The organism is Janthinobacterium sp. JF4 (assembly GCF_059617925.1).
Window position 1 is genome coordinate 334,102 of the sequence record NZ_JCAQAV010000001.1, and the last position, 24,340, is coordinate 358,441.

The following is a 24,340-nucleotide window of genomic DNA, read 5'->3' on the forward strand; positions in this document are numbered from 1 at the left end:
GCTGGGCCGCCGCGTCAGGGCCGCACCACCCAGCGCACGTCTTCGAGCGACAGCAGCAGTTGCTCGGGCGCGCCATCCGTAAAGAAGTTCAGGCGGAAATCCATGGCGGCGCCGCCACCCGTGGTCGGCTGCTGCGTGTCATACCATTGCTGCACCTGGGCCACCAGCGCCATGGGCGCGGCGGGAGGCTGGGCCGCATCGATGGGCGCGAGCACGGCGGGCAGCAGGCTGACCGGCAGCGAGGTGCGGGGAAAGCCCGCCACGGCCGGCATCACGCTGTAGGAATAGCTGCCGTCCATGGCGATGCGCACGCTGCCCGAGGCGCCCGTGAAGAGGGCGTTGAAGAAGCCTCTCATGTAGGCCGCCACGTCGCTGCCGCCCACCGGTGCGACTTGCCGCAAATCATAGCCTTGCCAGCTCAGGCGCGGCAGGATGGGGTCACTGAACTTGACGACCGGCGTCTGGTACAGGAATGCCTGCATGGTCGACACCTGTGTCTGGCTGGGCGGGCACAGGTAGCGGTTGCGCTGCACGTACAGCGAGGCCTGGGCGTTCTTGTACACCATCACGTTCAGCCCCGGCATACGCACCTCGCGGCCGGTATTGGCCAGTGCGGCGGCAAACGACAGGTCGGGCGCGTCGGCGGCGATGGCCGCGTAGCGGTAGGCCAGCAGCGCATCGGGCGGCGTGGGCGTGGCCGGCGTGGCCCGGTACTGCTGCGCATCGATGTCGAGCACGGGCACGGGCACGCTGACGGCGCCGTTGCTCAGGGTGCCGGCCAGCGGGTCGTAGGTGGCGGGCGCGCCGCCAACGGTGACATTGAGCAGCGCATACCAGGCGTCGCCGCCATGGTCTTCCAGGCGCGCGTCGAATTCCACGGCCACGCTGGCTTCTGCTTGCGCCGCCGCCAGCCGCGCCGCGCCGAAATGCTCGCCATAGCTGGCTGCCACCTGGCTCACCAGCCGCTGGAAGGCGGTGGTGGCCAGCGTTGCCTTGGCGATACTATCGGTCGTATCCTGCTTGCCATCGAGGGGCGCGAGGAACGCGTCGAGGTCAGCCGAGATGAGCGGATAGTTGCTGACGAAGGCGGCCAGCGCCGTGAACAGGTCGGGACCGGCCGCCGCGGACAGTCTGGCCGTCTGCGGCGGCACGTTGAGCACGACGCTGACGTGCACGGCATCCTGCGCCGCCTGGCGATAGGTATAGCTGAAGCTGTAATCCCACTGGGCCAGCTGGGCCGGCTGCAAGCCGGCGGCGGCCAGGCGCATGCGGCCGGCCTGCGGCGCGGCGGACGCGGTGGCGGTCTGCCGGTTGACCGTGGGCGGTACGGGCAGGGCGCGGTTCAGCACGGGGATATATTGCGTGCCATTGCCCAGCGGTACCTCGAACGGACCGGTGATGAACAGCAGCCACTGGCTTTGCGCGTAGTTTTCGATGCCGGGCACGAATTGCTGGTCGAATTCCATGTGCGTGATCTGATAGCGCAAGTCCAGCGGCACATAGGCCTGGCCTTCGACGTTCTTCGAGATGAAGTTGAATGACAGCCGGCTCTGGTCTGGCGCGGCCGTGCCGAGCAAAGGCAGCCGGGTCGGGAACAAGGTGTAGTTCTGGTTGCCGTCGCCGTCCGCGCCGTCCGCGGTGCCGCCGGCTGTGCCCGCGCCGGCGGGCTGGCCGTACAGCGCGGGCGGCCCCGCCGCGTAGACGCCGTCCACGCCTGTGATCTGGTCCACGCCGTACACCACCACGGCGCCGGCGGCAAAGGCCGGCCCCAGGGTGGTCAGCAGTTGCTGTCGCATGGTGGCGGCCGCGCTGACGCGCGTGGCTTCGTCCGCCGCGCTGCTGCTGAGCACGGGGCTGACCGTGGCGCTGATGGCGTCGGCCAGCGTCTGTTTCGCCTTGAGTACGAGGCCCAGCTGGCCGCTCTGCAGCGGATCGGCGATGCCGTTGAGGCGATCGAGGATGTAGGCGGGCGGCGCATAGGTGGCCGAGAGGAACTTGTCGATGGCGTCGAGGCAGCTTTGCAGCCACAGGTTCAGGTCGACGCTATTGAGCGTCAGCGCATGCGGCGTGTTGGTCGGATAGGCGTCGATGCTGACCGTGCGGCTTTCCAGCGAATTGGCGACGGGCAGCGGCGCGTAGTAGCTGGCCTGCTGGCCCAGGCGGAAATGGATGCCCTGGCCGGGTGTGTCGCTGAAACGCACGGCGAACAACTGCTGCGTCTGCTGGCCGGCGCTGCCCACGCGCGTCAGCCCCGCGCCCGCGCGCATCGACCATTGCGGCGTCTTCAGGCACGCTTCGAGCGCCTTGGCAAACGTCGTGTAGCTGGACGCGCCGCCATCCGTGTCGGCCTGCGGCAGCACGGCGCTGACCACGCTGGCGCCGTCCGGCAGGGCCGCCAGCACGGGGTCGAGCAGGATGGCCTGGCGCGTCAGCACCAGTGCCACGTCGAGCGCGATGCGGTTGGCGCTGGCCAGTTGCGCCAGCGGCACCGGCACCGACAGCGTGGCGGCGGGCGCCGTGGCGCTGCCGCCGCCGGCCAGCGCCTGCAGGTAGATGGCGCAGGCGGCGACGAAGTCGCGCACCTGCCGCGACTGGGCCTCGCCCAGCGGCTGCAGCGGCGTGGCCAGCAGGGAGTTGCTGAGGCAGATGCTCACCGCATTTCCGCTCAGTCCGGGCACGCCCAGGCCCGTATAGTCCTGGTGCAGCTGGAAGTACAGGCGCTGGTAGGTGGGCAAGTCTTGCGCCGCGTCGGCTGGCGTGGCATACGCCAGGCCATCCATGCGCAAGGTCAGCAGCAGCGCGGGTGCGCCGCCCGCATCCGTGTCGTACAGGTAGCTGGCCTGGACTTTCGGCCAGGCGGACAGGCCCAGCAGGCGATCCGTGTAGCGCAGCGCGGCGGGGGCCTGGTCCAGCGCCCCCGTGTAGCCGGCTGGCGGCGCCTCGAACGGCGTGACGGTGGTGTTGCCGAACAGGTCTTGCCAGCGCAAAGCCAGCGACGCATGGCCGCCCACGCCCAGGTAGGGACTGTCGGCGGCGGGCGGCAGGCCGGCTGGCGGATTGGCCGGCGCCGCATTGAGCGTGGCGAACGGCCGTCCGTCGCTGTTGTTGCCCAGGTAGCCCAGCGCCTGGCGGTAGTCGTAATCGGCCAGGGCCGCGGCCGCATAGCGCCGGCGGTGGGCCTCGCCAGCGTCGCCGCCATCGCCGTCGCTGTCGTTCGCATGGTCCTGCGGTCCGAAGGGCAGGCTGTAGGGACTGGGCAGGAAATACGGATTGTGGCCCAGGCCGGCCGACAGCGTGTTGTACAGCGCAGACAGGGTCGCTTGCGCATATTGCTGCTGTTGCTGCGGCGTGGGATCGGGCGGCAGCACGGGCACGCCGTCGTTGCTTCGCTTGAGCTGGAACGACAGGTTGCCCGGCGCCAAGGTCGCTTGCGCATCGAGGGCCAGGCTGTCGACGTCGAGCACGGCGCCATCGGCGTACAGGCCTGCGGTGGCTGCCGCGCCCAGGGCCAAGGCGTCCACCGACAAGCCATAGTAGGCGGCCAGGGCGGCGAAGGTATTGCCGGGAGCGTCAGACGTGGCTGGCACGCGACAGACGAGCGGCGGAATGCGCATGGTCGCGCCCAGCGCCACCGTCACGCCGGGATTGTAGGCGGCGATCTGCGCCGCGCTCAGCGCGGTGGCGCCGGCCGAGTAATACGCGGCCAGCTGCTCCAGCGCTTGCGCGGGCGCGGCCATGTCTTGCTGGTTCAGCTGGTGCAGGATGCCGGTCACGGGCACGCTGGCGCCGGCGCGCAGCGGCCGCACGGCGTTTTGCCGCGCCAGCTGTCCCACGCCCATGCCATACGTGGCGGCCAGGGCGCTCAGGGTGCTCGTGGCGGCGCGGGCCAAAGGCTGGGTCCTGGCCGGCTTGCTCAGCGATTCGAACACCAGCACGTCCTGCTGCGGATCGATCGCCTGCGTTGTCAGCAGGGCGTTGACGAAGTTCGGCACGGTGTCGGCGGCGCCCGCCGCCGGGCGCGCCAGCGGAACCACCAGCGTCAGTGTGGCCGTGCCCGTGGCGTCGAAGACGGATGGGGGCAGGCCGGCGCCCGACACCATGTCCTCGAAATACAGATAGTAGCCGCCGCCGCGCACCACCGATTGCTCCCACAGCAGCTTGATGAATTGCGAGGGGCTGTTGGCTATGCCGCGCGGCAAGGCCGTCCCCGCCGCGTCAAGCAGCATGCGGCTGGCCGGCGGATGACTTTCCGTGGACAGATTGGTTTGCGTCAGGAAGCACAGGTAGTCGGCATCGGCCTGGCCCGTCAGCGCGACCTGGTCGCTTCCGCCTTCGCTATACAGCAGGAACAGGCCGGCCACCAGGGTTTCGCCCACGGCGGCCATGCCGCTCAGCAGGTATTGCAGGCGCTGGGCATCGGCGGCCGACGGTCCCACCAGTTCGTAGACGTGGGCCAGGGTGGCGGCGCTGGCCAGCGCGGTGCCGCTGGCGTCGTTGGTGGCCACGATGGCGGCCGGCATGCGCGTGATCTGGAAGTCCACGCGCGTGGCGTACGCATAGCCGCTCAAGTCCTGGAACACCGTGCTGCTGCTGTTGGGCGGCGTGTTGCCGATGCGGGGACGATAGGCGGGCATCAGGGCCAGCATGTCCGCGTATTGCGCCTGCGTGTACAGCGCCTGCAGCGTATCCTGGCGCTGGGCGATGCTGGCCAGCATGGCGTCGGGCAATTGCCACAGATACGGCGCGGGCGTGGCCTGGCTGGCGGCGCGCGCCGCTGAGGCGGCGCCGGACGTCACGGCCGTCAGGCGCGCCAGGTCGGCGGTGATCCAGGCGGCGTAGCCTGCCGCAGGGAACTGCCGCGGCTGCAAGGAAGCCAGCGGCAGGATGTGCAGCACAGGCGACGGCACGAAGCTGCCCGCCTGCGCATACGCCAGCACGCCCGACAGCAAGCCGTACGCGGCGTCCAGGTCGATGGGCAGGCTGGTGCCGGGCGCGCCGGCGAAAGTGATGAAATCGAGGGCGACGCCATGCGAAATGGCATTGCGTCCCAGGCCGATGCGGTAGCCGCCGACGGCGCTGGCGGGCGTGGGGAATTGCTGGCCCGTCAGCTGGTACAGCGCGTAGTCGGTCTGCGTCTTGCTATACAGAAAGGATGGCGACAGGCTCAGGCCCGGCGCCACCGGCAGGCGCAAGCCATAGGTGATGAAGCGCGCGACCTGGCCGGCGGCCTGGGCCACGGCGCCGCTCGCCTGCACGCCGCTCCACAGCTGCTCCAGCGGCAAGGCGTCGAGGCGGGCGATGGCCAGCCGGCCCGGGGCGGCGGCGAACAGATTGGCGACGCCGGCATTGTCGCGCCCCAGCGCGGCGGCCGTGGCGGCGAAGCGGCTGGCGATGCCGGCCAGGGTATCACCGGCGGCCGATGCATACGCCAGCGGCGGCACGGCGAGGATGGCCGTCGGCAGCAGCAGGTCGGCGCGGGCATACAGCGATGCCTGCTGCGCCAGGGCGGCCAGCGGCACGCCCAGCGCGGCGGCGATGGCGCCGAAGCTGTCGCCGGGCGCGGTGACGTGGCTGACGGCGCCGGCGCCGAAGTCGAAGACCAGCGTCACGCCAGTGCGCAGCGCGCGCAGCGCCGCATTCGCGCCGATGAGCTGGGCCGCGGTGGTTTGCCAGCGCCCGCCAGCGCCGGCCGGATCCGTGTAGCGGGTGGCGATGGTCGCCAGCGTATCGCCGGCCTGGATCACGGCGGACAGGCCGCCGACCTGCAGCGGCAGCGCGCCGTTCAGCGGATAGGTGGCATTCGGCAGCGACACGTCGTCCGCGTCGATGGCGTTGCCGGCCAGGTTGAAGGCGCCGACGATGCTGGCGATGCTGTCGCCTGGCTGCAGCGCATAGCTGTAATTGTCGAAGGCATCAATGGCCGATTGCAGCAGCGCGCGGCCGATCAGGCTGAAGACGTCGACGAAGATGAAGGCCGCCATCGATTCGGCGCCAGCGTCGTCCTGCGCCAGCAGCGCGGGCCTGGCGGGCGCCTTGCCCACCTTGGCGGCCACCTGGCGCAGCACGCCGGCCACCGTGCTGCGGTACTGTTCCGTCGCCGTCGCGTAGGTCTCGAGGTCGATCACGTGCGTGCCGGCGCCGCCTTGCGGGTCGGGGACGTCCAGCCGCAGCCCGTCGAACAGCGGGAAGAGCGTGGCGCCGTCCATATTGGCGCCCGGCGCGCTGATGTTCACGACGAAGCTGTCGGCAAGAAATTGCAGCAGGTCGCCCATGCCGAATGGTTGCATGGCGGGGTCGGCCAGCACCTGGATGCCCGCCACCAGCTGGGCCAAAGTGACGCTGGCAGTCGCGGCGGCAGCCAGGTCCAGCGCCGCGCCGTCGGCCCGCGTCGCCGGCTGCAAGGCGTCGAGCAGCCACGGGAAATACGCCTTGCACAGCAGGTCGAAAGAGGTCGTGCCTGTTCCCGCGCCGGCCGCGGCCGGGTCAGGCGCATCCATGGCGAACAGGCAGACGAACGCGCCTTGCTGCGCGCTGCTGGCGGTGGCGCCCTGCGGCGCCAGCACCGTGAATTGCGGCGCCGTCACCAATTGCAGCAGCGGCTTGGCATCGGTGCGCAGCACGCGGCGCGGCTGGCGGTGCGGCCCGGCGCGCAGCATGGCGGCCTGCAGTTCCATCGGCAAGGTGCGCGCGCGGCCGCGCGCCACACTTTCCAGGCGCAGCGCGCCGCCGCCATCCCACGGCGCGCGGCTGTCGCTGCCGATGCGGAATTGCGCGCTGACGGTGGCGGAAAAGCCCACGGAAATGGTGAAGCTGAAGATGCCCAGGTCGATCTTGACGCGCAGGCTGATACGCACCGAGGCCGTCACGGACAGGGGGATGGCGCGGTAGGATTCGTAGCCGATCTGCACCGACACGGTGATATTGACGAGCAGCGAAGCGCTGATGATCTTCAAGTCCACTTCGCCGTACAGCATGCCGATCACGCCGAACGTGCCCGTCAGCTTGAAGTAGCTGCTTTCCTGTACGCTGCCGGACGCGCCGGCGTTGGCCAGCGCCACGGCGTTGCTGCGGTCGTACGGATGGTAGGTGGCGATCACGCCTTCGATGATGCCGAACACGGTCAGCGCGAAGCCGGCTTTCAGCGGCCCCTTGACGAAGTTGTAGCCCAGGCCCAGCTGCAGGCCCAGGCCGAAGACGATAACGGGATTGAAATATCCGAGATCGGTTTTCGGCACCTGCGTCGCCGTCGCGCTCGACAGCTTGCCGAAATACACGCCGCCCGAGCCCATCACTGGCACGCCGTAGACGATGGCGCTAAAGCTGAATGAGCGCGTAAAGTCCATATTGTAGGGAAAGCCGATGTCGATCAGGAAATCGCCATTCGTGTAGATCTTGATGCCTATCATCGGCAGCACCACGCTGACGGCGCCGAAGTTCAGGTTGCGTATGCTGTCGGGGAAGGTGAAGTCGATCTGGAACAGGCCCACGTCGTCGCTGATTTTCTTGTACAGGATATCGACCACCAGGCCGGCCAGGCCGCCCATCTTGGGGCTGCCCAGGGTCAGGCGCAAGCCGTACAGGTTGGGATCGTTGAAGACGATCTGTACGTCGACGGCCCACACGCCGGCTGTTTGCAGCACGCCGAAATGCGCGGCGATCAGCCAGTTGCTGTCCGGCTGGTAATACGGCTGGCCCTGCACGCCGCTGCCCGGGTTGACGGGATTGTTCTTGCCCGTGGTGGGCGGCACGCCGGCCAGCGCGTCGATGACGGCCTTGGTCGAGCTGAAGTCGGACGCGCCGTTGATGGCCACGCGCTGGCCCAACATCAGCAGGAAGACCTTGAAATAGCTGGAACCGGCGCCCGGCACGCTGGGCATCTCTTCTACGTCCTGTCCCTTGTTCGGGTCCAGCAAGTCGCCCATGCTGCCTTTGAGCAATGGCGGCACGGTGGCGTCCAGCGCCAGGGTCACCTTGCCGTCCGTATTGCGCTTGAAGACGATGCTGCGGATGACGATGAAGCCGAGGTTGAGGGGGGAACTGAGCGTGTAGGTGGCGCTGAGGCGGTTCTTTTCGCCGGTTTTCAGCGACACGTTGATGGACAGGCCGTCCAGCGTGACCTGGTTCAGCAAGTCCCACGGCGACGGCAGCACGAAATACGGATCGCCCAGCGTGCGCACGAGCGCCTGGATCAGGCTGCCCAGAGACCAGCCCGCCAGGGTGAAGCTGAGCATCTCGTTGCCGCTGGTATAGGTTGCCGTGAAACCTTCCCAGCTCACGTACAGCGTGTGGTTCGGCCCCTTGTCCGTCGGCTGGAACGCATAGCCGAAGCCCAGTTTCAGATTGATGGCGGTATAGATCCATACGGCATCGGCCTTGCCCGAGAATTGCTGCGCGGCCGGCTTGGCGCCGTCATACTGCACCGAGAGCGTGGCTTTCTGCAAGCCGATCTGTTGCTGGCCAAGCATGAACAGCCAGGTAAAGGTGGTGTCGACCGTGTAGCTGGTGGCCAGGTCCGTGCCGGGCTTGCCGCTGGGAATGACCGCTTCGATGGCGAACGCGGAAATCTTCAGGTTGCCCGGCAAGAAGAGGGGGAAATCATAGATGCCGCCGGCGGCAAAGAATTGCTTGATCATCTCGCCCACGTCGAGTTCTTGCGCGAGGGCGGCGGAGAGGGTCCAGCGGGGCGGCGTTTCCTGGCTGCTGTAGGCCACGCTGACGGCCGCCTGCAGGCTGGCGCCCACGCCCAGCAAGCCGGAAATGGACCCGGCCCAGGCCGTGCCGGCGCCCGCCTTGCCGGCCTCGACAAGGGCCGGCGCGCCTTCCTGCTTGTCCGCGGCCACCGTGGCGCTGATGCCCGACAGGCTGATCTGGCCTTCCGAAATGCTCAGGATGGGCGCGCCTCCCACCGTCAGGAAGGACAGGCTGATGGCGTAGTCGCTGGAAAACGCGAAGGACTGGGCCGCGCCGTCTATGCTCAGCGCGATATTCGACACCTCGGCCTGGATGCTGTCGGGCAGGCTGACGAGGCCGTTCGAGACGACGGACAGGAAGTCCGACAGCGTGGCCTTGCCGGGAAAGCTGGCCTGGAACAGCTGCGCCGAGTTGAACTGCACGTCGAATTCGCCGCCCGGCGTGCCGTCGAGGTTGCGAAATACCGTGGGCAACAGGGTGAAGGTGGTGCCGAACAGGTATTCATAGCGCGACTTTCCGCTGGCCTTGCTCGCCAGCGGCTGGTAAGCCGTCCAGTCGAGGAAGAACGAGGTGACGGTAAAGCTCAGCGCGGGCGTGGGCGCCGGGATAGGCTGCCAGCTGAGACCGCGCACGGTGCGCAGCTGCAGCGTGACCTGGTCCACCGTGGGCGGCGCCTTGGGCGGGATGCTGCCGCTGATGGTCATGCCGCCGAGGCCGAACGAGGTCAGGAACTCCTGCAGCACGGCCGGGGTGGCGCGGAAATAGCTGGCGCCCCCGCCGATCAGGCTGATGGCGGCGCCGGGACTGAGGGGCGGCCCGTCGCTGCCCGCTTCCAGGCTGACCGCGTAGTTGCCGTCGCCGTCGGCATTCGATGGCTGCAGCAGCAGCGACAGCGTGTAGTCGCTGGCGCCTGCGCCTTCCACGCTGAGCGTGGCCGTCAGGGCCAGCGTGGCGGCCTGGTCGCCGTCGGCCGCTTCCTCGTCTTCCGGTTCGCCGGAGCGCAGCAGCAGCTGCATGCCGCCGTCGAGCAGCAGGGCGTCGGGCGGCGGCGCATCGACGGGCGGCGGGATCGTCACGGTCAGGCTGGGCGCAGCCACGCGCAGGTAGCCGGCGAAGGTGCAGTCGAGCTCGCTGAGCGTGGCCGACAACACGCCGCTGGGCATCAGGCCGCCCAGTTCGAACGTCTTGCCGTCGTACAGCGCCATGTCCAGGTAGCCGCCGATCTGCAGCTTGCCCGGCGGCGCCGCCAGGTCGGAAAACAGTTCCAGAAATGGCGTCACGAAGGCGGGCAGGGCCACACTGGCGCTGAGGTTCTGCTTGGCGCCGCCCGTGACGGACAGCGCGCCGTCGCCCCCCCATGGATAGACGCCGTCGGCGCTGGAAAACACCAGCAGCGCGCCGGCCAGCGGCAACTCGCTGAATGGCCAGCCGCCCATAAAGGGAAAGCTGCTATCCCAGTTCCAGTCGGCGGGACTGGCGGCCACCTGCACCACCAGCACGGCCGCGTCATCCCCGTCGTCATCCCCGTTGTCGCCCGGCGTGCGCGCGGCGGCCAGCTGCGTGGAAAATACCAGCGTGGCCGGGGTGTGCAGCAGGCCGCCGATGAAGGGCAGGCTCGCCTTGCTGACCGTAAAGACGCCGTCGCTCACGGCGCCCACGTCGGCTGCCGCGCAGCTGATCAGGAACTGCGCCGCGTCGATCTGGAATGCCTGGCCGATGATGGCGTCGAATTTTTCGGGCGGCGCGACGTCCGGGGCGGCCAGGCCCGCTTCCAGGAAGGCGGCATCGAGGGCGAACGGGCCGCGGCTGGCCGCGTTGACGATGGCTTGCTGCAGGTTTTCCAGCGCGGTATCGGTGGTGGCCATACGAACTTGCTCCTTGAATCAGTCATGATGTCCAGGCGGACGCTTGCACCCGCCCGACGCTCTGTCTACAGCACGGCAAACAGCGCCAGGTGGTCGCTGGTGCTGCGCAGGTAGCCGTAATTGGCCCAGCCGTTCAGCGTGCGCGCCTGGCCTACGGCATACACGGCCGCCGGCGATAGCGGCCAGGCCGTGCCGGCAGGCAAGTTCGTAAATTGCGCGGGCAGCGGGCGCGTGCCGATGGGCACGCCCGCTGGCATGGCGCCCGCCAGCGTGAACGGCGTGCCCGACACGGGATTCATCACCGTGAACTGGTAGTTATTCGCCGGCACCAGCGGGTTGACGAGCATATTGTCGATCGAGAAAAAGTTGCTCACCATATCGCTGCCGATATAGTTATAGCCCGGATACGGCGCCGCCAGCAGCGCGCCGCCGGCCGTATTGTCGGACCACAGGAAGCGCGATTGCTGCGTCAGCTGCTGCTTGGTGCGCTTGGGGCGGATATGCGTGGCCAGGTAGCCCTGATATGCGTCCAGCGTCAGGTTCGGTGCCACCGGCATGGCAGGAGGCGGGTTCAGCAGCGGCACGTAGTTGATCGCGCGCAACTGGTCGTAGGCCGTGGTCCGCCCGCCCGCCCCGGGCGGCTGCGCGTAGATGGCGTTCAGGTTGAAGTCGCCGCAGATCAGCTTGACTTCATTGTGCGGCGCGCCGGCGGGCGGCGCCGCCACGTCGAGCACGCCGCGCAGCAGGATATTGATGAAATTGGTGGCGCCGCCGTGGTTGGGCGGCGCATGCACGGCAAACAGGGTCAGGTTGCGCGTGATGGCGTTGGCCTGGTTGGTTTCCACGAAACTGACCATGAAGGGCTGGCGCACGCCGTTGAAATTGACCAGGCCGCCAACGACGGGCGGCACGGCTGGCGCCGGCGCGGGCGCGAAGGCGATGCGCGCCGCCGCCATGCCCTCGGCCAGGCCGCCGTTGTACTGCGCGCCGGCCGGGATGGTGCGCGCCGGCTGGCCTTGCGGGTTGAGCAAATCCTGGATATTGGGCGCGCCGGCGCCCCCGGCCGGGTAGGCGGCGGGCACGGCGCCGGCCGCCACAGCCGACACGCCACCGCCCGTCCACACGTTCGGCCCCGTGAAATAGCGCCGCACTTCCGTGGGCGTGCCCGCCGCGCCCGATATGCCGCGGTACAGCACGGCGACCGATTCCGTGCGTCCGCCCGTGCCCACTTTCAGCGGCGGCACCATGCGCCAGGCATCGCGGTTGGGGTCGGTGGGATCGCTGCGCAGCTGTTGCAGCAGGAAGAGCGCGCCCTGCAGGCCGCCCGTGGCGGGCGCCAGGTCGCCGGCGCCGGTCGCGCTGGCCGACACCTCGATCAGGACGAAAATATCGGGCTGCGTTGCGCGCAGGATGGTCAGGATATGGTTGCGGCGCTGCAGCGCGGCCACGGCCGGCAGGTTGCCGCCGCAGCGGCCGCCTTCGCCATAGCGGGGCCGCTTGCGGCTGGGATTGTTGACCTTGTTGATGCCGAAGTTCTCGATATTCCAGTACACGACGTTGGTCATGCCGCGCTCCCCAATGAAATGGCAGGCAATGGCAGCGCGGCCAGTGCCGGCTCCTGCCGGACGGCCGCATCGGCGATGTACGCGGCATACCAGCCCAGGCTGCCCGTATTCTTCGGGTCGCCAAACAGGAAGAACTGGATGTTCGCGTCGGGCGGCAGCTTGGCAATGCCGAGGAACTTGATGGCGATATTGTCGAGCCGCAGGCAATAATAGTAGGCGTCGCCGTCGGGCACTTTTTGCCGCATCAGCCCGATATTGTCGATGGCCAGCTTGAAGATGCCTTGCAGGCTGATCAGCCGGGCGCCCGGCGCCGCGCCGGGCAGCGAGAGACCGACGAAGACGGCTTGCTCGTCGTCGCCGGCGGTGCTGGCGGGCGACCAGGCCAGCAGCAGGGTCGAATGGAAGCCGGCGGCCGAGACGAGCGCGCCCGGCCCGCCCATGGTGACGTCGTACACGACGCCGTGCCAGGGCCCGTCGAGCGTGCCCAGGTTCAGCGCCGTGCTGACGGGCAGGAAGCCGAAATCGGCCGGCTTTTGCCCGTCGGCGGCGGCGATGAAGCCCGCCAGTTCCAGGCCGAAGCCCTTGAACAGGCTGTCCGGCCTGGCCTGGCTGGCGTCGAGGTCGTAGGCCAGATTGACCGTCACCTCGTCGAAGCGCACGGCCGACGGCGTCGTCTGCGGATAGCGCATGTCGATCACCAGGTTGGAGAAGGCCAGGCCTGCGCCGTCCGGCGGCAGGTCCGGCGCCAGCGCGCCGAACGACAGCAGGTCCAGCACGGCGCCCGTGCGGTCGTCCAGGCTGGCGAAGTCCAGCGTGCCCCACACGGAAAAACGGTTCAGCACGGTCGCGCCCGCGTCGATGGTACCCAGGCAGTTGAACTGGATGCGCTGGAAAGCCACGTGGCGCAGCAGGTTGCTGTCGAGGCTGAATATCGACGGCGTGGCTTGCTCGAAGATGTAGATGCCGGTGCCATTCTGGTCGATATAGCTGCCGTCGAGTACCACGCCGTTGTTCGGCATCGCATTGCCGCCGAAGGTGGTGGCCGTGACGCGCGAGCCGAGCAGGCCGTTGACGGCCAGCTGCACGTAGCTCTTGAAGGTCTTGATGACGGCATTGTCGAACAGCACCTGCAATTGCAGCACGCGGAACGCATAGTTGTCGGTGTCGGGCAGGGCGATGGGTGTATCGGGCGGCAAGCCGTTGCGCTGGCCTGCGGCGAAGGCCGGGTCCTGGTAGTCGACCAGGCCGAAGGTGCTGGAATTGCCGTCGAGGGTGATGCTGCCGTCGCCATGCACCGTCACGCGGCTGGCCGTGAAGCCGAAATGGTGGGCGACGAAGCGCGTCAGGTCGAGGCCGGCCGCGATTCCCTGCAGGCCAGCCGGCAGACTGGACGGATCCAGGTCCGCCTGCAGCACCAGCACGCCCGTCCAGGCGGGATCGCTGACCAGTTCCAGGAAATGCCGGTACGGCGATTCGGGCTTGTCCGCCGCCAGCACCTCGGCCGCTTCGATGACATCCTGCAACCACTGCGACAGCCCCGTGTAGGCGATGCCCTGGACGCTGGGGCCGGCACCGGCGGCCAGCGAAAAATCGGGCGCGCCCGACCAGGCATTCGGATTGGCGACGCGTTCCCTGACACTGCCGCTGCAATACTTGAGCAGCATCACGTTGCGGTAGGACGTGGGCGTCACGCCGAGGCCCACCTGCGCTTGCATGGTCCAGCCCGCGATGCCCACGGTATTGTCGAAGCGCGCGCCGCCGTCCGACAGGTGGGCCGCGTTGACGGCCACCAGAAACAGCTGGTTGGTCTGCAAGGCATCCTGCAAGGCAGCGTCCGGGAAGCGGAAGCCGAACGGCAAGACCTGGCCGCCGTCGCCCAGCGTCTGGCCCAGGGTCACCGACAGGAAGGCGTCCTGGTCCTGCTCCTGGCTGGACACGGTGGCGACAGCGCCCTGCGGCGTGGTGCGGTAGTGCGGCGCTTCCGCCACCGCCCCGCCGGCGGCCAGCCCGCGCACGCGGTGGCTGGCGGCCGCGCGCGCGCGCCAGGTGGCGCCGGCGCCGCTGGAAATGACGGCCTTGCGCGTGGCGGCCACGATGCTGCTTTCAAAGCTCGACAGCAGGGAGGCGCTGATCTCCAGCGGGCCGCCAATGACGGCGCCGCCATACGGCAGCAGGGGAAAGGCGTGCGCGGCGCCCTGCGGCACGGGCAGCGCGGGCGGGGTCGAGGCGAGCACGGTATCGGCGGCCACGGCGCGCAGCAAGGCGGCCTCCCGGGCGGCAGGCGGCAGGCCGTACATGGGACTGCCCGCCGGCTCCGCATGGTATTGCGGCATGGCCGCGCCGCCCTTGCGCACGCTGGCCCAGGAACTGAGGTAATCGGCCGTCAGCGGCGTGGCCACGTTACCCGAATCGGGCAAGTCCAGCGTCGCGGCCTGGAACGGGAAGACGGACGCGTAGGCGGGCGAGGCGGGCACGAACAGCAGGCTGTCACTCTGCGGCGCGGCGCCATCATAGGTGGTCATGCTCAGCTGTTCCGAGCCGAAGATGCCGCATAACAAGTTTGTCTGCGTTCCGGCAGCCTGGCCGCTGGCGCTCAGGCCGAAGCGCCCGGCCGGCGTCAGCAGGGCCTTGCTGGTAGCGGGCTGGGAGGGTGACAGCGCGGCGCAGCCAAAGGCCAGGGCGCCCGACTGCAGGCCGACCACGGGCGGCTGCCCGCTGGTGGCGCCCAGCGGCAGCAAGGCCGTCGCATGGCCCAGCGCCGTGCGGTAGGTGGACGGCAAGGCGGGCTGGCCGGCCGGCAGCAAGCCGCAGCGCAATACGCCTTCCAGCCTGGCCTTGGCGGACAGCTTCTGATTGTAGGGATCGAGCGGGTCGACCGTGCCGACCCAGGCCAGGTTGGCCGGCAGCGCGGCGGGCGCGCTCAGCGCCGGGTAGAACAGCTGCTGCAGCTGGCCGCTGGCCGTGTCGCGCGCGCTCAGGGGGAAGCCGACGGCCAGGCCGCCGGGGCCGAAGGTGACGACAGGGTTGACGGTGGCCGTAAACGTCAGGCAGCCCGCATTCGGGCCCGCCAGCGGCACGAAAGTGCGGATCGTGTTGCCGCTGCCCGTGACGCGTATGCCGATATCGCTGGCGTTGCGCTGGAAGGCCAGCGCCGGAGGCGTGGCCAGCGGCGCGGACAGCCGCAGACTGCCGCTGACGGCGTCGATGGACAGGCCGACGCCGGACAGCACGTTGAACAGCAGGTCCTGTCCCAGCCGGAAATTGACATTGCTGCTGGTGGCAAAGCCCTTGGTCAGCTGGTTATAGCTGTAGCTGCAGCCGTAGTTTTTGAAGGAATCGGCCGGCACGGCATCGGCGTCGCGCAGCCACAGCAGCGCGTTCAGGTTCAGTCCCGGCGCCGGCGACTGCTGGTCGATATACGCGGCGAGGGCGGCGATGAAGGGGCCGGGCGCCGCGTCCAGCGCCGCCGGACGGGCGCTGGCAAACACATAGCTGCCCATGCGCTGCGGCGACAGGCTGTCGGCATAGCTGATGCTGTCCGGGGGCGTGGCCGGCGGCGCGACGGGCGGCAGCAGGTAGCCGGCCCAGGCATGGTCCGCCTGCGGCGGCGATTCATATAAGCTGACCTTGCTGGCGGGATCGGTGGCGACGAAGCTGAAACCCATGACTACCTCCACTCAAGACGCGACTCGGGCTGCGATGCGCCGGCATGGCGGCCGCGCGGCATCGCACTCGTTTACAACGGGTGGGCCCGGAAGGGCGTCGGATGGCCAGGCTGCTTGCCTGGATGCGGTGGCGGGCGGCCATCCAGGGCGCCCGTCCGCAGGCGGGCGCGGAACCGCCGCTTACTGCGAGTTGGAGGTAAAGGTAGCCAGCACGAAGCCCGTGTACGTATACAGGGTGCCGCTGTCGACGATGTCGCCGGAGAGCAGCACGTTATACAGCCCCGTGCTCTGCGGCGAGTAGGTGACCGTCAGGCCGGCTTTCCACGTGACGACGCCATTGCCCGTGTCGCTTGCCAGCTTGGCCGTCGTGAAACCGGTGCTGACGCTGGGATTCCAGTACGTGGTGCGGCCCTGGAACTGGAAGGCGATGCCCGTCTGGTTGTTGCTGTCGCTGCTGGCGATGGACAGCGCGATGCTGTTCGGCGTGGTGTTGGTGGTGACGCTTTGGCCGGAGGCCAGCGTATGGTTGGTGACTTCGACGCGAGGTAAGTTAGACATGACATTCTCCATGAGGTGATATCGGCCTGCACTTGCGGTGGGCGCCCCGTGGCCGACAGGTTCGGGGCAGTTGGGTAAGTCGGGGGAAACGGTATGGCAACGGCTTTGCGACCATGCCATAAAAATATGGCAGGACAATACGCGATTTCAAATAAAGACAAGGCATTTGATATTAATCAATCCGGAATTGATTAATATATTCTTTATTTGATTATTCAAAAAAATAGTTTCCGGCTATTCGAAATATAACCATGCCGGCTCTTGCACATCACGAGTAGCGATTCTATGCCTATTTTTTTGCGCGATTCTCTCGAATTGTCGCAAAGGCAGTGGTGGCGCGGCATCCGGGTGCGGCGCGGGAAAACACCGCCGGCCATTCTTCGCGGCGGCAGGCAATCTGGACAGGGAATGCAATGGAATATAAACGGTTTATTGACTTAAATGGATGGGCTGCGCGGCTTTATTGCGCGGCCGGTGTGGGCAGGGCCGGACAGCGTTCAAAAACGGCTACCACCTTGCCCGTCAGCGTGTACTGCGTGCCGTCATCGAGGATGGGGCCATCGATGAGGATTTGATATTGCTGCGGACCGAGCGCCTGGAAACGCAGGGTCAGTCCTTTCTGGAACGTCACGATGGTATCGCCGCGGTCGGCGCCCAGCTGCAGCAGGATATTCGCGGTCGACAATAAAACCGTCCAGTACGCGGTGCCGTTGGCGCGCAGCGCCACCAGGGTGTTGTCATTGATATCGTTGCTGGACGTGGCGACGGCGTCGCTGTTGACCGTCAGCGCCATGGTTTGCGGCGCCCGGCACGCGGGAGCCGGTTCGGCCAGCTGGCGCGCCAGCGCCGGGGCGTCGCCACCGAGCGATAGCAGCAGCGCGGCAGCCAGCCAGGGGCCGCGCCAATTCAGCTGATACATGGTGGAGGTGGTGTCCCGCGCATGCGGCCCATCGTAGCGAAATTCGGCCGGAAGAGCAAACGCATGCCGACCGCAGCGCGCCGCCATGGCCGCCATCCCCATCTGCTATCATCGTGCCGTTTTGGCCGGCGCCGCGGGCACCGGTCCGATATTTATGCAAGGAAAAAAATGAATAATCGCATTTCCCTGCTGCGTCAGCGCGGCGCGCAGGACAGTGGCAAGGTGGGCATGATCGAGCTGTTCTTCGACCTCGTGTTCGTGTTTGCCGTCACGCAACTGTCGCACGGCTTGCTGGCGCACTTGAGCGCCATGGGCTGGCTGCAGACGGGCTTGCTGCTGATGGCCGTCTGGTGGGTATGGATATTTACATCGTGGATCACCAACTGGCTCGACCCGGAACGCATTCCCGTGCGTATCAGCCTGTTCGCCTTGATGCTGGGCGGCCTGATCATGTCGGCTTCGATTCCGGAAGCGTTCGGCACGCGGGGCCTGGCTTTTGCGGGCGCGTATGTCGCCATGCAGGTGGGGCGTCCCCTGTTTGCCTGGTGGGCCGTGCGCAATGACACCGTGGCGCGCCGCCGCAATTTCCAGCGCATCGCCCTGTGGGCTGTGCTGTCCGGTATCTTCTGGATCGCCGGCGGCCTCGCGTCACCCGAGCAGCGCATCGTCTGGTGGGGCGCGGCCCTGCTGATCGACCTGGCCGGTCCCTGGATGCAGTTCGGCTTGCCGGGCCTGGGCCGTTCCTCGACGGCCGACTGGGATGTCGATGGCGGCCACATGGCCGAACGCTGCGCCCTGTTCGTCATCATCGCCCTCGGTGAATCCCTGCTGGTGACGGGCGCCACCTTCGCCGGGCTGGAATGGACGGCCGCCAACTGGCTGGGTTTCCTGTCGGCGCTGGCCGGCAGCATCGCCATGTGGTGGATCTACTTTGACACGGGCGCCGAGGCGGGCCACCACCGCATCGCCCACTCGAAGGACCCGGGCCGCATTGCCCGCAAGGCCTACACGTATATCCACGTGCTGATCGTGGGAGGCGTGATCGTTTCCGCCGTGGCCGATGAGCTGGCCCTCGTGCACCCGGACGAGGCGAGCTTCGCCGGCATCAGCGCCTTGCTGGGCGGCCCGATCCTGTATCTGCTGGGCAATGCGCTGTTCAAATGGGTCAGCAGCGAGCGCGCCGCGCCGCCGCTGTCGCATCTGCTGGGCATTTTGATCATCCTGGCGCTGATCCCGATGGCCTATGGAAGGCTGTATTCGCCGCTGATCCTGGCCTGCATCACCAGCTGCGTGCTGGTATTGGTGGCCGTGTGGGAACATGTGGCGCTGCGCCGTCCGCCGCCGGAGATCGATCCCTGATGTTTGCCTGAGCTTAGCCGGGCGGCGTGATGCCGTCCGGATCGCTGCGCGTATCGAGCTGCAGCTGCAGGAACGCCAGGTCCAGCCAGGCGCCGAACTTGGTGCCCACTTGCCGCATCAAGCCCACTTCCGCAAAGCCCAGCTGCTTGTGCAGGGCGATCGAGGCGGCATTGCCCGCTTCGATGCCCGCCACCATCACGTGCTTGCCCAGGCCGCGCGCCCGCGCGATCAATTCCCCCATCAATGCCTTGCCGATGCCGGCGCCGCGACTGTCGGCGCGCACATACACGGAATGCTCGACCGTATGCCGGTAGCCCTCGAACGGGCGCCAGTCGCCGAACGAGGCGTAGCCGGCCACATTCTGCTGCGCATCGATGGCGACGAGCACCGGATAGCCGGCCCGCTGGCGCTCGGCCAGCCAGGCGGCGCGGTTGGCCGCATCGACCGTCCGTTCATTCCAGATGGCCAAAGTATTGCTGACGGCATCGTTGTATATGGCCGTGATGGCCTCGATGTCGCCCGTTTGGGCATCGCGTATCTGCATGTTGCTCTCCTCGTCAAGCGTCCACTATAATGGACAAATCATAGATTGCCACCCGGTGCTTGTCCAATATAATTCGAATGGAAGCTGATATATGTCCACTAAACCAGACGAGTTGAACCAGCGCATCGGCGCCAGGGTGCGCCTCGAGCGGGAAAACCTGGGCTGGTCGCTGACGCAGCTGGCGGCCCGCTCGGGCGTGTCGCGCGCGATGGTGCACAAGGTGGAACGGGGCGACTGCAGCCCCACGGCCACCTTGCTGGCGCGCCTGTCGGGCGCCTTCGGCCTGAGCATGTCCGAACTGATCGCCCGCGCCGAAATGCGCGCAGGGCGCTTGCTGCGCCAGGCCGAGCAGCCCGTGTGGATCGACCCGCAGAGCGGCTATGTGCGGCGCCACGTGTCGCCCGCGTCCGACATGCCGCTCGACCTTGTGCATATTACCTTGCCGCCGGGCGCCGTGGTGGCCATGCCGGCCGCCGCCTATGTGGCGCGGCGTCAATTGATCTGGTCGCTCAGCGGCAGCCTCGTCTTCATCGAAGGGGACACGCGCCACGTGCTGGACGCGGGCGACTGCCTGGAGCTGGGGCCGCCGGCCGATTGCGTGTTCAGCAATGAAACGGCCAGCGCCTGTACCTATGCCGTGGCCGTATTGAAGAACTGAGGCTACGCCAGCGTTACAGCGCAACAGCGCGCAGCTGGGCGATGAAGGCGCGCGCGGCGGGCGCCTGTTCGTGGCGGCGGAAAGCCACGGCGATTTCCGAGCTGATCTGCGGCCCTTGCAGCTCGCGGAAGACCACGCCGGGCAATTGCACGCTGGCCATCACGGAGTGGGGCACGATGGCGCAACCGACGCCCAGCGACACTTCCGTCAGCACGGCCACCAGGCTGCCCGGGCGCGACACCACCTGCGCCGCAAAGCCGCCGCGCCGGCTTACCTCCAATGTTCCCAATTCCTGTTCCGGCACGATGAATGCCTGCTGCGCCAGCGCGGCCGGCCCCGCCACATCCAACAAAGCCAGCGGGCTGTCGGCTTGCACGGCCAGCACGAAGCGGTCGCGCAGCAAGACCACGCTGTCGAGTCCGTCCGGCAGGTGCAGGGGCGGGCGCACGAAGGCCAGGTCCACCCGGCCCTGGTCCAGCAAGCCGGGCAGGGCATCCATCGCGTATTCGCGCGCACCGATATGGATGCCGGGGTGGCTGACGCGAAAGCGGGCGAACTGGTCCTGCAGCACGCCGGAATACGCGGCCGAGGCCACGTAGCCGATTTCCAGCCGTCCCAGTTCGCCCCGTCCCGCGCGCCGCGCCACTTCCTGTGCCTGCGCCAGCTGCCCCAGCGCGCGCGTGGCCTCAATGACAAACAGTTCACCGGCCGCCGTCAGGGCCACGGCGCGCTTGCTGCGCTGGAACAGGCGCGTGCCCAGCAGCTGTTCCGTTTCCTGTACCTGCTTGGTCAGGGCGGGCGGCGAAATGCCCAGTTCCGCTGCCGCCCGCGCGAAGTGCAGGCTGTGCGCCACGGCCAGCACGCAGCGGAAATGCCGCAGTTCCATGTCTTTGACAATATTCACCATGAGTGAATTATAAGGCGGCTGTCTTATAATAGGAAATAATACAAGCCTGCTTACAATCGAGGCATGAAGAATACCGACTGGACCTTATATACGTGCTCGGGCGTGTGCGCGCTGATCATGCTCGACACCAACGTGGTGGCCGTCTCGCTGCCGTCCATCGCCCGCTCGCTCAACGCCAGCTTCGTCGACGTGGAATGGGTGGTCAGCGCCTACATGCTGGCGTTCGCCTCGTTTCTCTTGCCGGCCGGCAGCATCGCCGACCGCCTGGGACGGCGCAGGGTCATGCTGTATGGCCTGGCCGTGTTCGCGTTGGCGTCCCTGCTGTGCGGCCTGGCGTGGACGCCGTTCGTGCTCAACGTGGCGCGCGCCGTCAAGGGCCTTGGTGCGGCGCTGCTGCTGACGTCCGCCTTGGCCGTCATCGGCCACACCTTTCACGCGGAAAAGGAGCGGGCGCGCGCCTGGTCCGTGTGGGGCGCGGCCATGGGCGTGGCCATGACGGTGGCACCGCTGCTGGGGGGCCTGATCACGAGCGCCATCAACTGGCGCTGGATTTTCTATCTGAACCTGCCCGTCGTCGCCATCCTGATGCTGCTGGTGCAGCGTCATGTGGATGAATCGAAGGATGCCTCGAACGCCAGTTTTGATCCATTGGGGGCGCTGCTGTTCTCCGCCGGCCTGTTCTGCATCATCTGGGGCTTGATCGACGCCAGCGTGGCGGGCTGGTCCAGCCGCGCCACCGTGCTGCGTTTCGTCGCCGGCGCGGCGCTGCTGTTGGTCTTCGTGCTGGTGGAACGGCGCCAGCGCGCGCCGATGGTCGACTTGCGCTTGTTTGGCCGGCGCGTCTTCGTCGGCGCCGTGCTGGGCATGTTCGGCTACGCCATCGCCGCGCAGGTGATGATGACCTTTTTACCTCTGTATTTGCAGAACGCCTTCGGCTTTTCCGCCGTGCTGGCCGGCTGCGCCATGCTGCCGTTTGCCGTCGCCATGGTGGTGCTGTCGCGCCTGGCGCCGCGCGCCATGCGGATTCTTGACGACCGCGGCATTTTGGTGACGGGCTTGCTGATCGTCACCGTGGGCAACGTCGCCACGGCCTTCGCCGCCGCCAGCCTGCAATACGGCTGGGTGGCGGCCGGCATGCTCGTCACGGGCGCGGGCGCGGGATTGCTGAACGGCACGACGCAAAAGGCCATCCTTGCCTGCATCCCCCGCGAACGCACGGGCATGGGCTCCGGCATCAGCACCACCACGCGCTTTGTCGGCATCGTGCTGGCCGTGGGCGCGCTGGGCGCCGTGCTGGCCATGCGCACGGCGGCCTCGTTCGAGCAACTGGCGTGGCTGCACGGTTTGAAGGCCTCGCCCGAAATGATCGGGCGCATCGTCGCCGGCAACGCGGCCGAGGCCTTCGGCCAGCTGCCGCCCGCCCTGCAGGCCGTGGCGCAGGAAGCGGCGCGCCACGCCTTCATCGACGGCTTTGCCAGCGTGCTCTACCTGGCTGGCGGCCTGGCGGCCGTGGTGGCGGCGCTGGTCTTCGTGCTGGCGCGCCCCGTGCAAATGGCGGGAAAAGTGTAACTGTTCAGCAAGTTCCGCGTGCGCCGCCTCTGCTTGTAATATGATGCCATCGAGCAATACATGGCAATCATATAACTACCGCAGGTAATCCTCGGTCACGGTGCGGGAGGCGCGCATGCGCAGGAAACGAATTATTATTACGAGCGTGCTGGTCGCCGTCATCGGCGTGGCCGCCCCCCTGAGCCTGGCCTTCTATCTCTCGTCCGTGCGGGCAGAGCAGGGCGAGCAGGAACGCCTGCGCCTGCTGGCCGGCTACGCGCTCGAGCGCGCCCACCGTTCCATCGCTTCGGCCAGCATGGCCCTGCGCAGCGCCGATGCGCTGGACCTGGCGCCGTGCTCGGAAGCGCATGTGCAGCAGCTGCGCCGCATCACCATGACCACGCGCAGCATCGACGATATCGGCTATGTGGAAAACGGTTTGCTCAAATGCACGTCGACAGGTATCGAGGCAGGGCGCATTGCCATCACGCCCACCGACTTCACCCTGGACAACGGCATGGGGCTCGATTTCAACCTGCGCCCCGTCGTCAGCGGCGGCAAGCGCATGGTGGGGCTATCCTACCGCGCGTATAAGGTGCTGATCGATCCCGTACGCTTTTCCGACGTCATCATCGACAGCGATATCCAGATGGCCGTGGCCATCGGCAAGGGCGGCGTGCTCGACACCCTGCACCATCCGGATCCGGCGCAAGTGCAGGCCCTGCTTGCCGGGCTGCCAGCGGCGGGCGATATCACGCACGACGGCAGCATCCATGCCATCCTGTACCGCGACGGCTTGACGGCCGTCATGATCGAGCCCCGTAGCAAGCTGAACGACAGGCTGCGGCGCGAACAACTGCTGCTCCTGCCGCTGGGCTTGCTGATGGCCGCCTTCATCGTCGGCATCGTCGTGTGGCTGTCGCGCCGCCGTCTGTCGCTGATGGGCGAGCTGAAGATCGCCATCGAGCGGCGCGAATTCTTTGTCCATTATCAACCGATTATTGCGCTCGACACGGGCGTGTGCGTGGGCGCCGAGGCGCTGATACGCTGGCGCCGTCCCGACGGCAGCATGATACGGCCCGACCTGTTCATCCCCGTGGCCGAGGAAGGCGATCTGATCTTGCCCATCACCGACCAGGTGATCGATTGCGTCATCGCCGACATGCGCGCCGCGCTGCTGGCCGACCGCGAACTGCACATCGCCATCAACCTGTGCGCCAGCGACATCGAAACGGGCAGGGTGCTCGACGTGCTCGAACGTGCCTTGGCCGGCACCGGCATCGAAGCGCAGCAGATCTGGCTGGAAGCGACGGAGCGGGGCTTCATCAATGTGGAAGCGGCGCGCGCCACCATCGAAAAGGCCAGGGCGCGGGGCCACGCGGTGGCCATTGACGACTTCGGCACGGGATACTCAAGCCTGTCGAGCCTGCAGAACCTGCCGCTCGACGCCCTGAAAATCGACAAATCCTTCGTCGACACCATCGGCACGGACGCCGCTACCAGCAGCGTCACGCCGCACATCATCGACATGGCCCGCACCTTGAACATGCTGATCGTGGCCGAAGGCATCGAAACGCAGCAGCAAGCCGATTATCTGCTGGAGCGCAGAGTCGAATTCGGCCAGGGCTGGCTGTTCGCGAAAGCGCTGCCGGCTGCCGAGTTCCTCACCTTTTATCGGGCGCGCCGCGCGCCATCGTCCACATGAAACAGCCACGCTTTCCCTATCCCTTGCAACCGCTGCGCGTACCGGGCGGCTGGCACATCACCGTCAATACCCTGTTCGAGGTGGAGCCAGGCCCCGATACCATGCAGTGGTTCAGCAGCGCGCTGCTGCTGTGGGGCAGCTGCCGCGACACCGGTTACTGCTTCAACTCGCATTTTGAACCTGAGGACGATCCGCAGGGCGAATTCGTGCTGGAGATGGGCAAGGTGGAATACGACCGCCACGGCAAGATCGTCCAGGGCAGCGACGCCTTCCTGGGCGAGTTTCGCACGCGCAGCAAGGCGGTGTTTGTCGCCCGGGTCGAGCAATTCATGCAAGACCCGGCAGCTTGAATTTTC

The 24,340-nt window shown here is 67.4% G+C and carries 12 protein-coding genes; 5 read left to right on the forward strand and 7 right to left on the reverse strand.

Going from position 1 to position 24,340, the window contains the following annotated elements; translation table 11 throughout:
• Positions 1 to 14: 14 nt before the first annotated feature.
• The 5 genes from AC54AF_RS01360 to AC54AF_RS01380 all read right to left on the reverse strand — a co-directional run bounded on the left by AC54AF_RS01360 (position 15) and on the right by AC54AF_RS01380 (position 17,263).
• Complete coding sequence (locus AC54AF_RS01360) at positions 15 to 10,556, reverse strand: LysM peptidoglycan-binding domain-containing protein (RefSeq protein WP_496634794.1); 10,542 nt, start codon at positions 10,554 to 10,556, stop codon at positions 15 to 17.
• A gap of 65 nt (positions 10,557 to 10,621) precedes the next feature.
• Positions 10,622 to 12,121, reverse strand: coding sequence for a hypothetical protein (locus AC54AF_RS01365; protein ID WP_496634796.1), 1,500 nt, complete (start codon positions 12,119 to 12,121; stop codon positions 10,622 to 10,624).
• A complete protein-coding gene (locus AC54AF_RS01370; RefSeq protein ID WP_496634798.1) occupies positions 12,118 to 15,786 on the reverse strand; it encodes a hypothetical protein in 3,669 nt (1,222 codons plus the stop codon). The genes AC54AF_RS01365 and AC54AF_RS01370 overlap by 4 nt, the downstream gene beginning before the upstream one ends.
• Positions 15,787 to 15,966: 180 nt before the next feature.
• Entirely contained in the window at positions 15,967 to 16,344 is a 378-nt protein-coding gene (locus AC54AF_RS01375; RefSeq protein ID WP_071077346.1) for a hypothetical protein, read from the reverse strand.
• Between the two features lie 460 nt (positions 16,345 to 16,804).
• On the reverse strand, positions 16,805 to 17,263 hold the full coding sequence (locus tag AC54AF_RS01380; protein ID WP_496634800.1) for a hypothetical protein: 459 nt from the start codon (positions 17,261 to 17,263) through the stop codon (positions 16,805 to 16,807).
• Between the two features lie 168 nt (positions 17,264 to 17,431).
• On the opposite strand from AC54AF_RS01380, the gene AC54AF_RS01385 reads away from it, so the two are divergent.
• Entirely contained in the window at positions 17,432 to 18,622 is a 1,191-nt protein-coding gene (locus AC54AF_RS01385) for a low temperature requirement protein A (protein ID WP_496634802.1), read from the forward strand.
• Positions 18,623 to 18,635: 13 nt separating this feature from the next.
• Here the strand turns inward: AC54AF_RS01385 and AC54AF_RS01390 are convergent, their stop codons facing one another.
• Positions 18,636 to 19,166: a GNAT family N-acetyltransferase gene (locus AC54AF_RS01390; protein WP_496634804.1), complete on the reverse strand. Its 531-nt coding sequence runs from the start codon at positions 19,164 to 19,166 to the stop codon at positions 18,636 to 18,638.
• A 91-nt stretch (positions 19,167 to 19,257) separates the two neighbouring features.
• Between AC54AF_RS01390 and AC54AF_RS01395 the strand changes: the two genes are divergently transcribed.
• Positions 19,258 to 19,824: a helix-turn-helix domain-containing protein gene (locus AC54AF_RS01395; RefSeq protein WP_496634806.1), complete on the forward strand. Its 567-nt coding sequence runs from the start codon at positions 19,258 to 19,260 to the stop codon at positions 19,822 to 19,824.
• A 13-nt stretch (positions 19,825 to 19,837) separates the two neighbouring features.
• On the opposite strand, the gene AC54AF_RS01400 is transcribed toward AC54AF_RS01395, so the two are convergent.
• Positions 19,838 to 20,731 (reverse strand): LysR family transcriptional regulator, encoded by an 894-nt coding sequence (locus tag AC54AF_RS01400; protein ID WP_496634808.1) that lies wholly within the window; start codon positions 20,729 to 20,731, stop codon positions 19,838 to 19,840.
• A gap of 63 nt (positions 20,732 to 20,794) precedes the next feature.
• Here AC54AF_RS01400 and AC54AF_RS01405 point away from each other — a divergent pair, with 63 nt between their 5' ends.
• From AC54AF_RS01405 to AC54AF_RS01415, 3 genes are all read left to right on the forward strand, one after another.
• A complete protein-coding gene (locus AC54AF_RS01405) occupies positions 20,795 to 22,300 on the forward strand; it encodes an MFS transporter (protein ID WP_496634810.1) in 1,506 nt (501 codons plus the stop codon).
• A gap of 115 nt (positions 22,301 to 22,415) precedes the next feature.
• On the forward strand, positions 22,416 to 23,984 hold the full coding sequence (locus tag AC54AF_RS01410; protein WP_496634812.1) for an EAL domain-containing protein: 1,569 nt from the start codon (positions 22,416 to 22,418) through the stop codon (positions 23,982 to 23,984).
• The gene (locus AC54AF_RS01415; protein ID WP_496634814.1) at positions 23,981 to 24,334 is read left to right on the forward strand and encodes a hypothetical protein; all 354 of its coding nucleotides are present in this window, start codon (positions 23,981 to 23,983) and stop codon (positions 24,332 to 24,334) included. Before AC54AF_RS01410 ends, AC54AF_RS01415 begins: the two co-directional genes overlap by 4 nt.
• Positions 24,335 to 24,340: the final 6 nt, after the last annotated feature.

Bases quoted from the DNA above. Each gene is read 5' to 3' on its own strand.
- AC54AF_RS01360 (WP_496634794.1), bottom strand. From the start codon at position 10,556: ATGGCCACCACCGATACCGCGCTGGAAAACCTGCAGCAAGCCATCGTC.
- AC54AF_RS01365 (WP_496634796.1), bottom strand. From the start codon at position 12,121: ATGACCAACGTCGTGTACTGGAATATCGAGAACTTCGGCATCAACAAG.
- AC54AF_RS01370 (WP_496634798.1), bottom strand. From the start codon at position 15,786: ATGGGTTTCAGCTTCGTCGCCACCGATCCCGCCAGCAAGGTCAGCTTA.
- AC54AF_RS01375 (WP_071077346.1), bottom strand. From the start codon at position 16,344: ATGTCTAACTTACCTCGCGTCGAAGTCACCAACCATACGCTGGCCTCC.
- AC54AF_RS01380 (WP_496634800.1), bottom strand. From the start codon at position 17,263: ATGTATCAGCTGAATTGGCGCGGCCCCTGGCTGGCTGCCGCGCTGCTG.
- AC54AF_RS01385 (WP_496634802.1), top strand. From the start codon at position 17,432: ATGAATAATCGCATTTCCCTGCTGCGTCAGCGCGGCGCGCAGGACAGT.
- AC54AF_RS01390 (WP_496634804.1), bottom strand. From the start codon at position 19,166: ATGCAGATACGCGATGCCCAAACGGGCGACATCGAGGCCATCACGGCC.
- AC54AF_RS01395 (WP_496634806.1), top strand. From the start codon at position 19,258: ATGTCCACTAAACCAGACGAGTTGAACCAGCGCATCGGCGCCAGGGTG.
- AC54AF_RS01400 (WP_496634808.1), bottom strand. From the start codon at position 20,731: ATGGTGAATATTGTCAAAGACATGGAACTGCGGCATTTCCGCTGCGTG.
- AC54AF_RS01405 (WP_496634810.1), top strand. From the start codon at position 20,795: ATGAAGAATACCGACTGGACCTTATATACGTGCTCGGGCGTGTGCGCG.
- AC54AF_RS01410 (WP_496634812.1), top strand. From the start codon at position 22,416: ATGCGCAGGAAACGAATTATTATTACGAGCGTGCTGGTCGCCGTCATC.
- AC54AF_RS01415 (WP_496634814.1), top strand. From the start codon at position 23,981: ATGAAACAGCCACGCTTTCCCTATCCCTTGCAACCGCTGCGCGTACCG.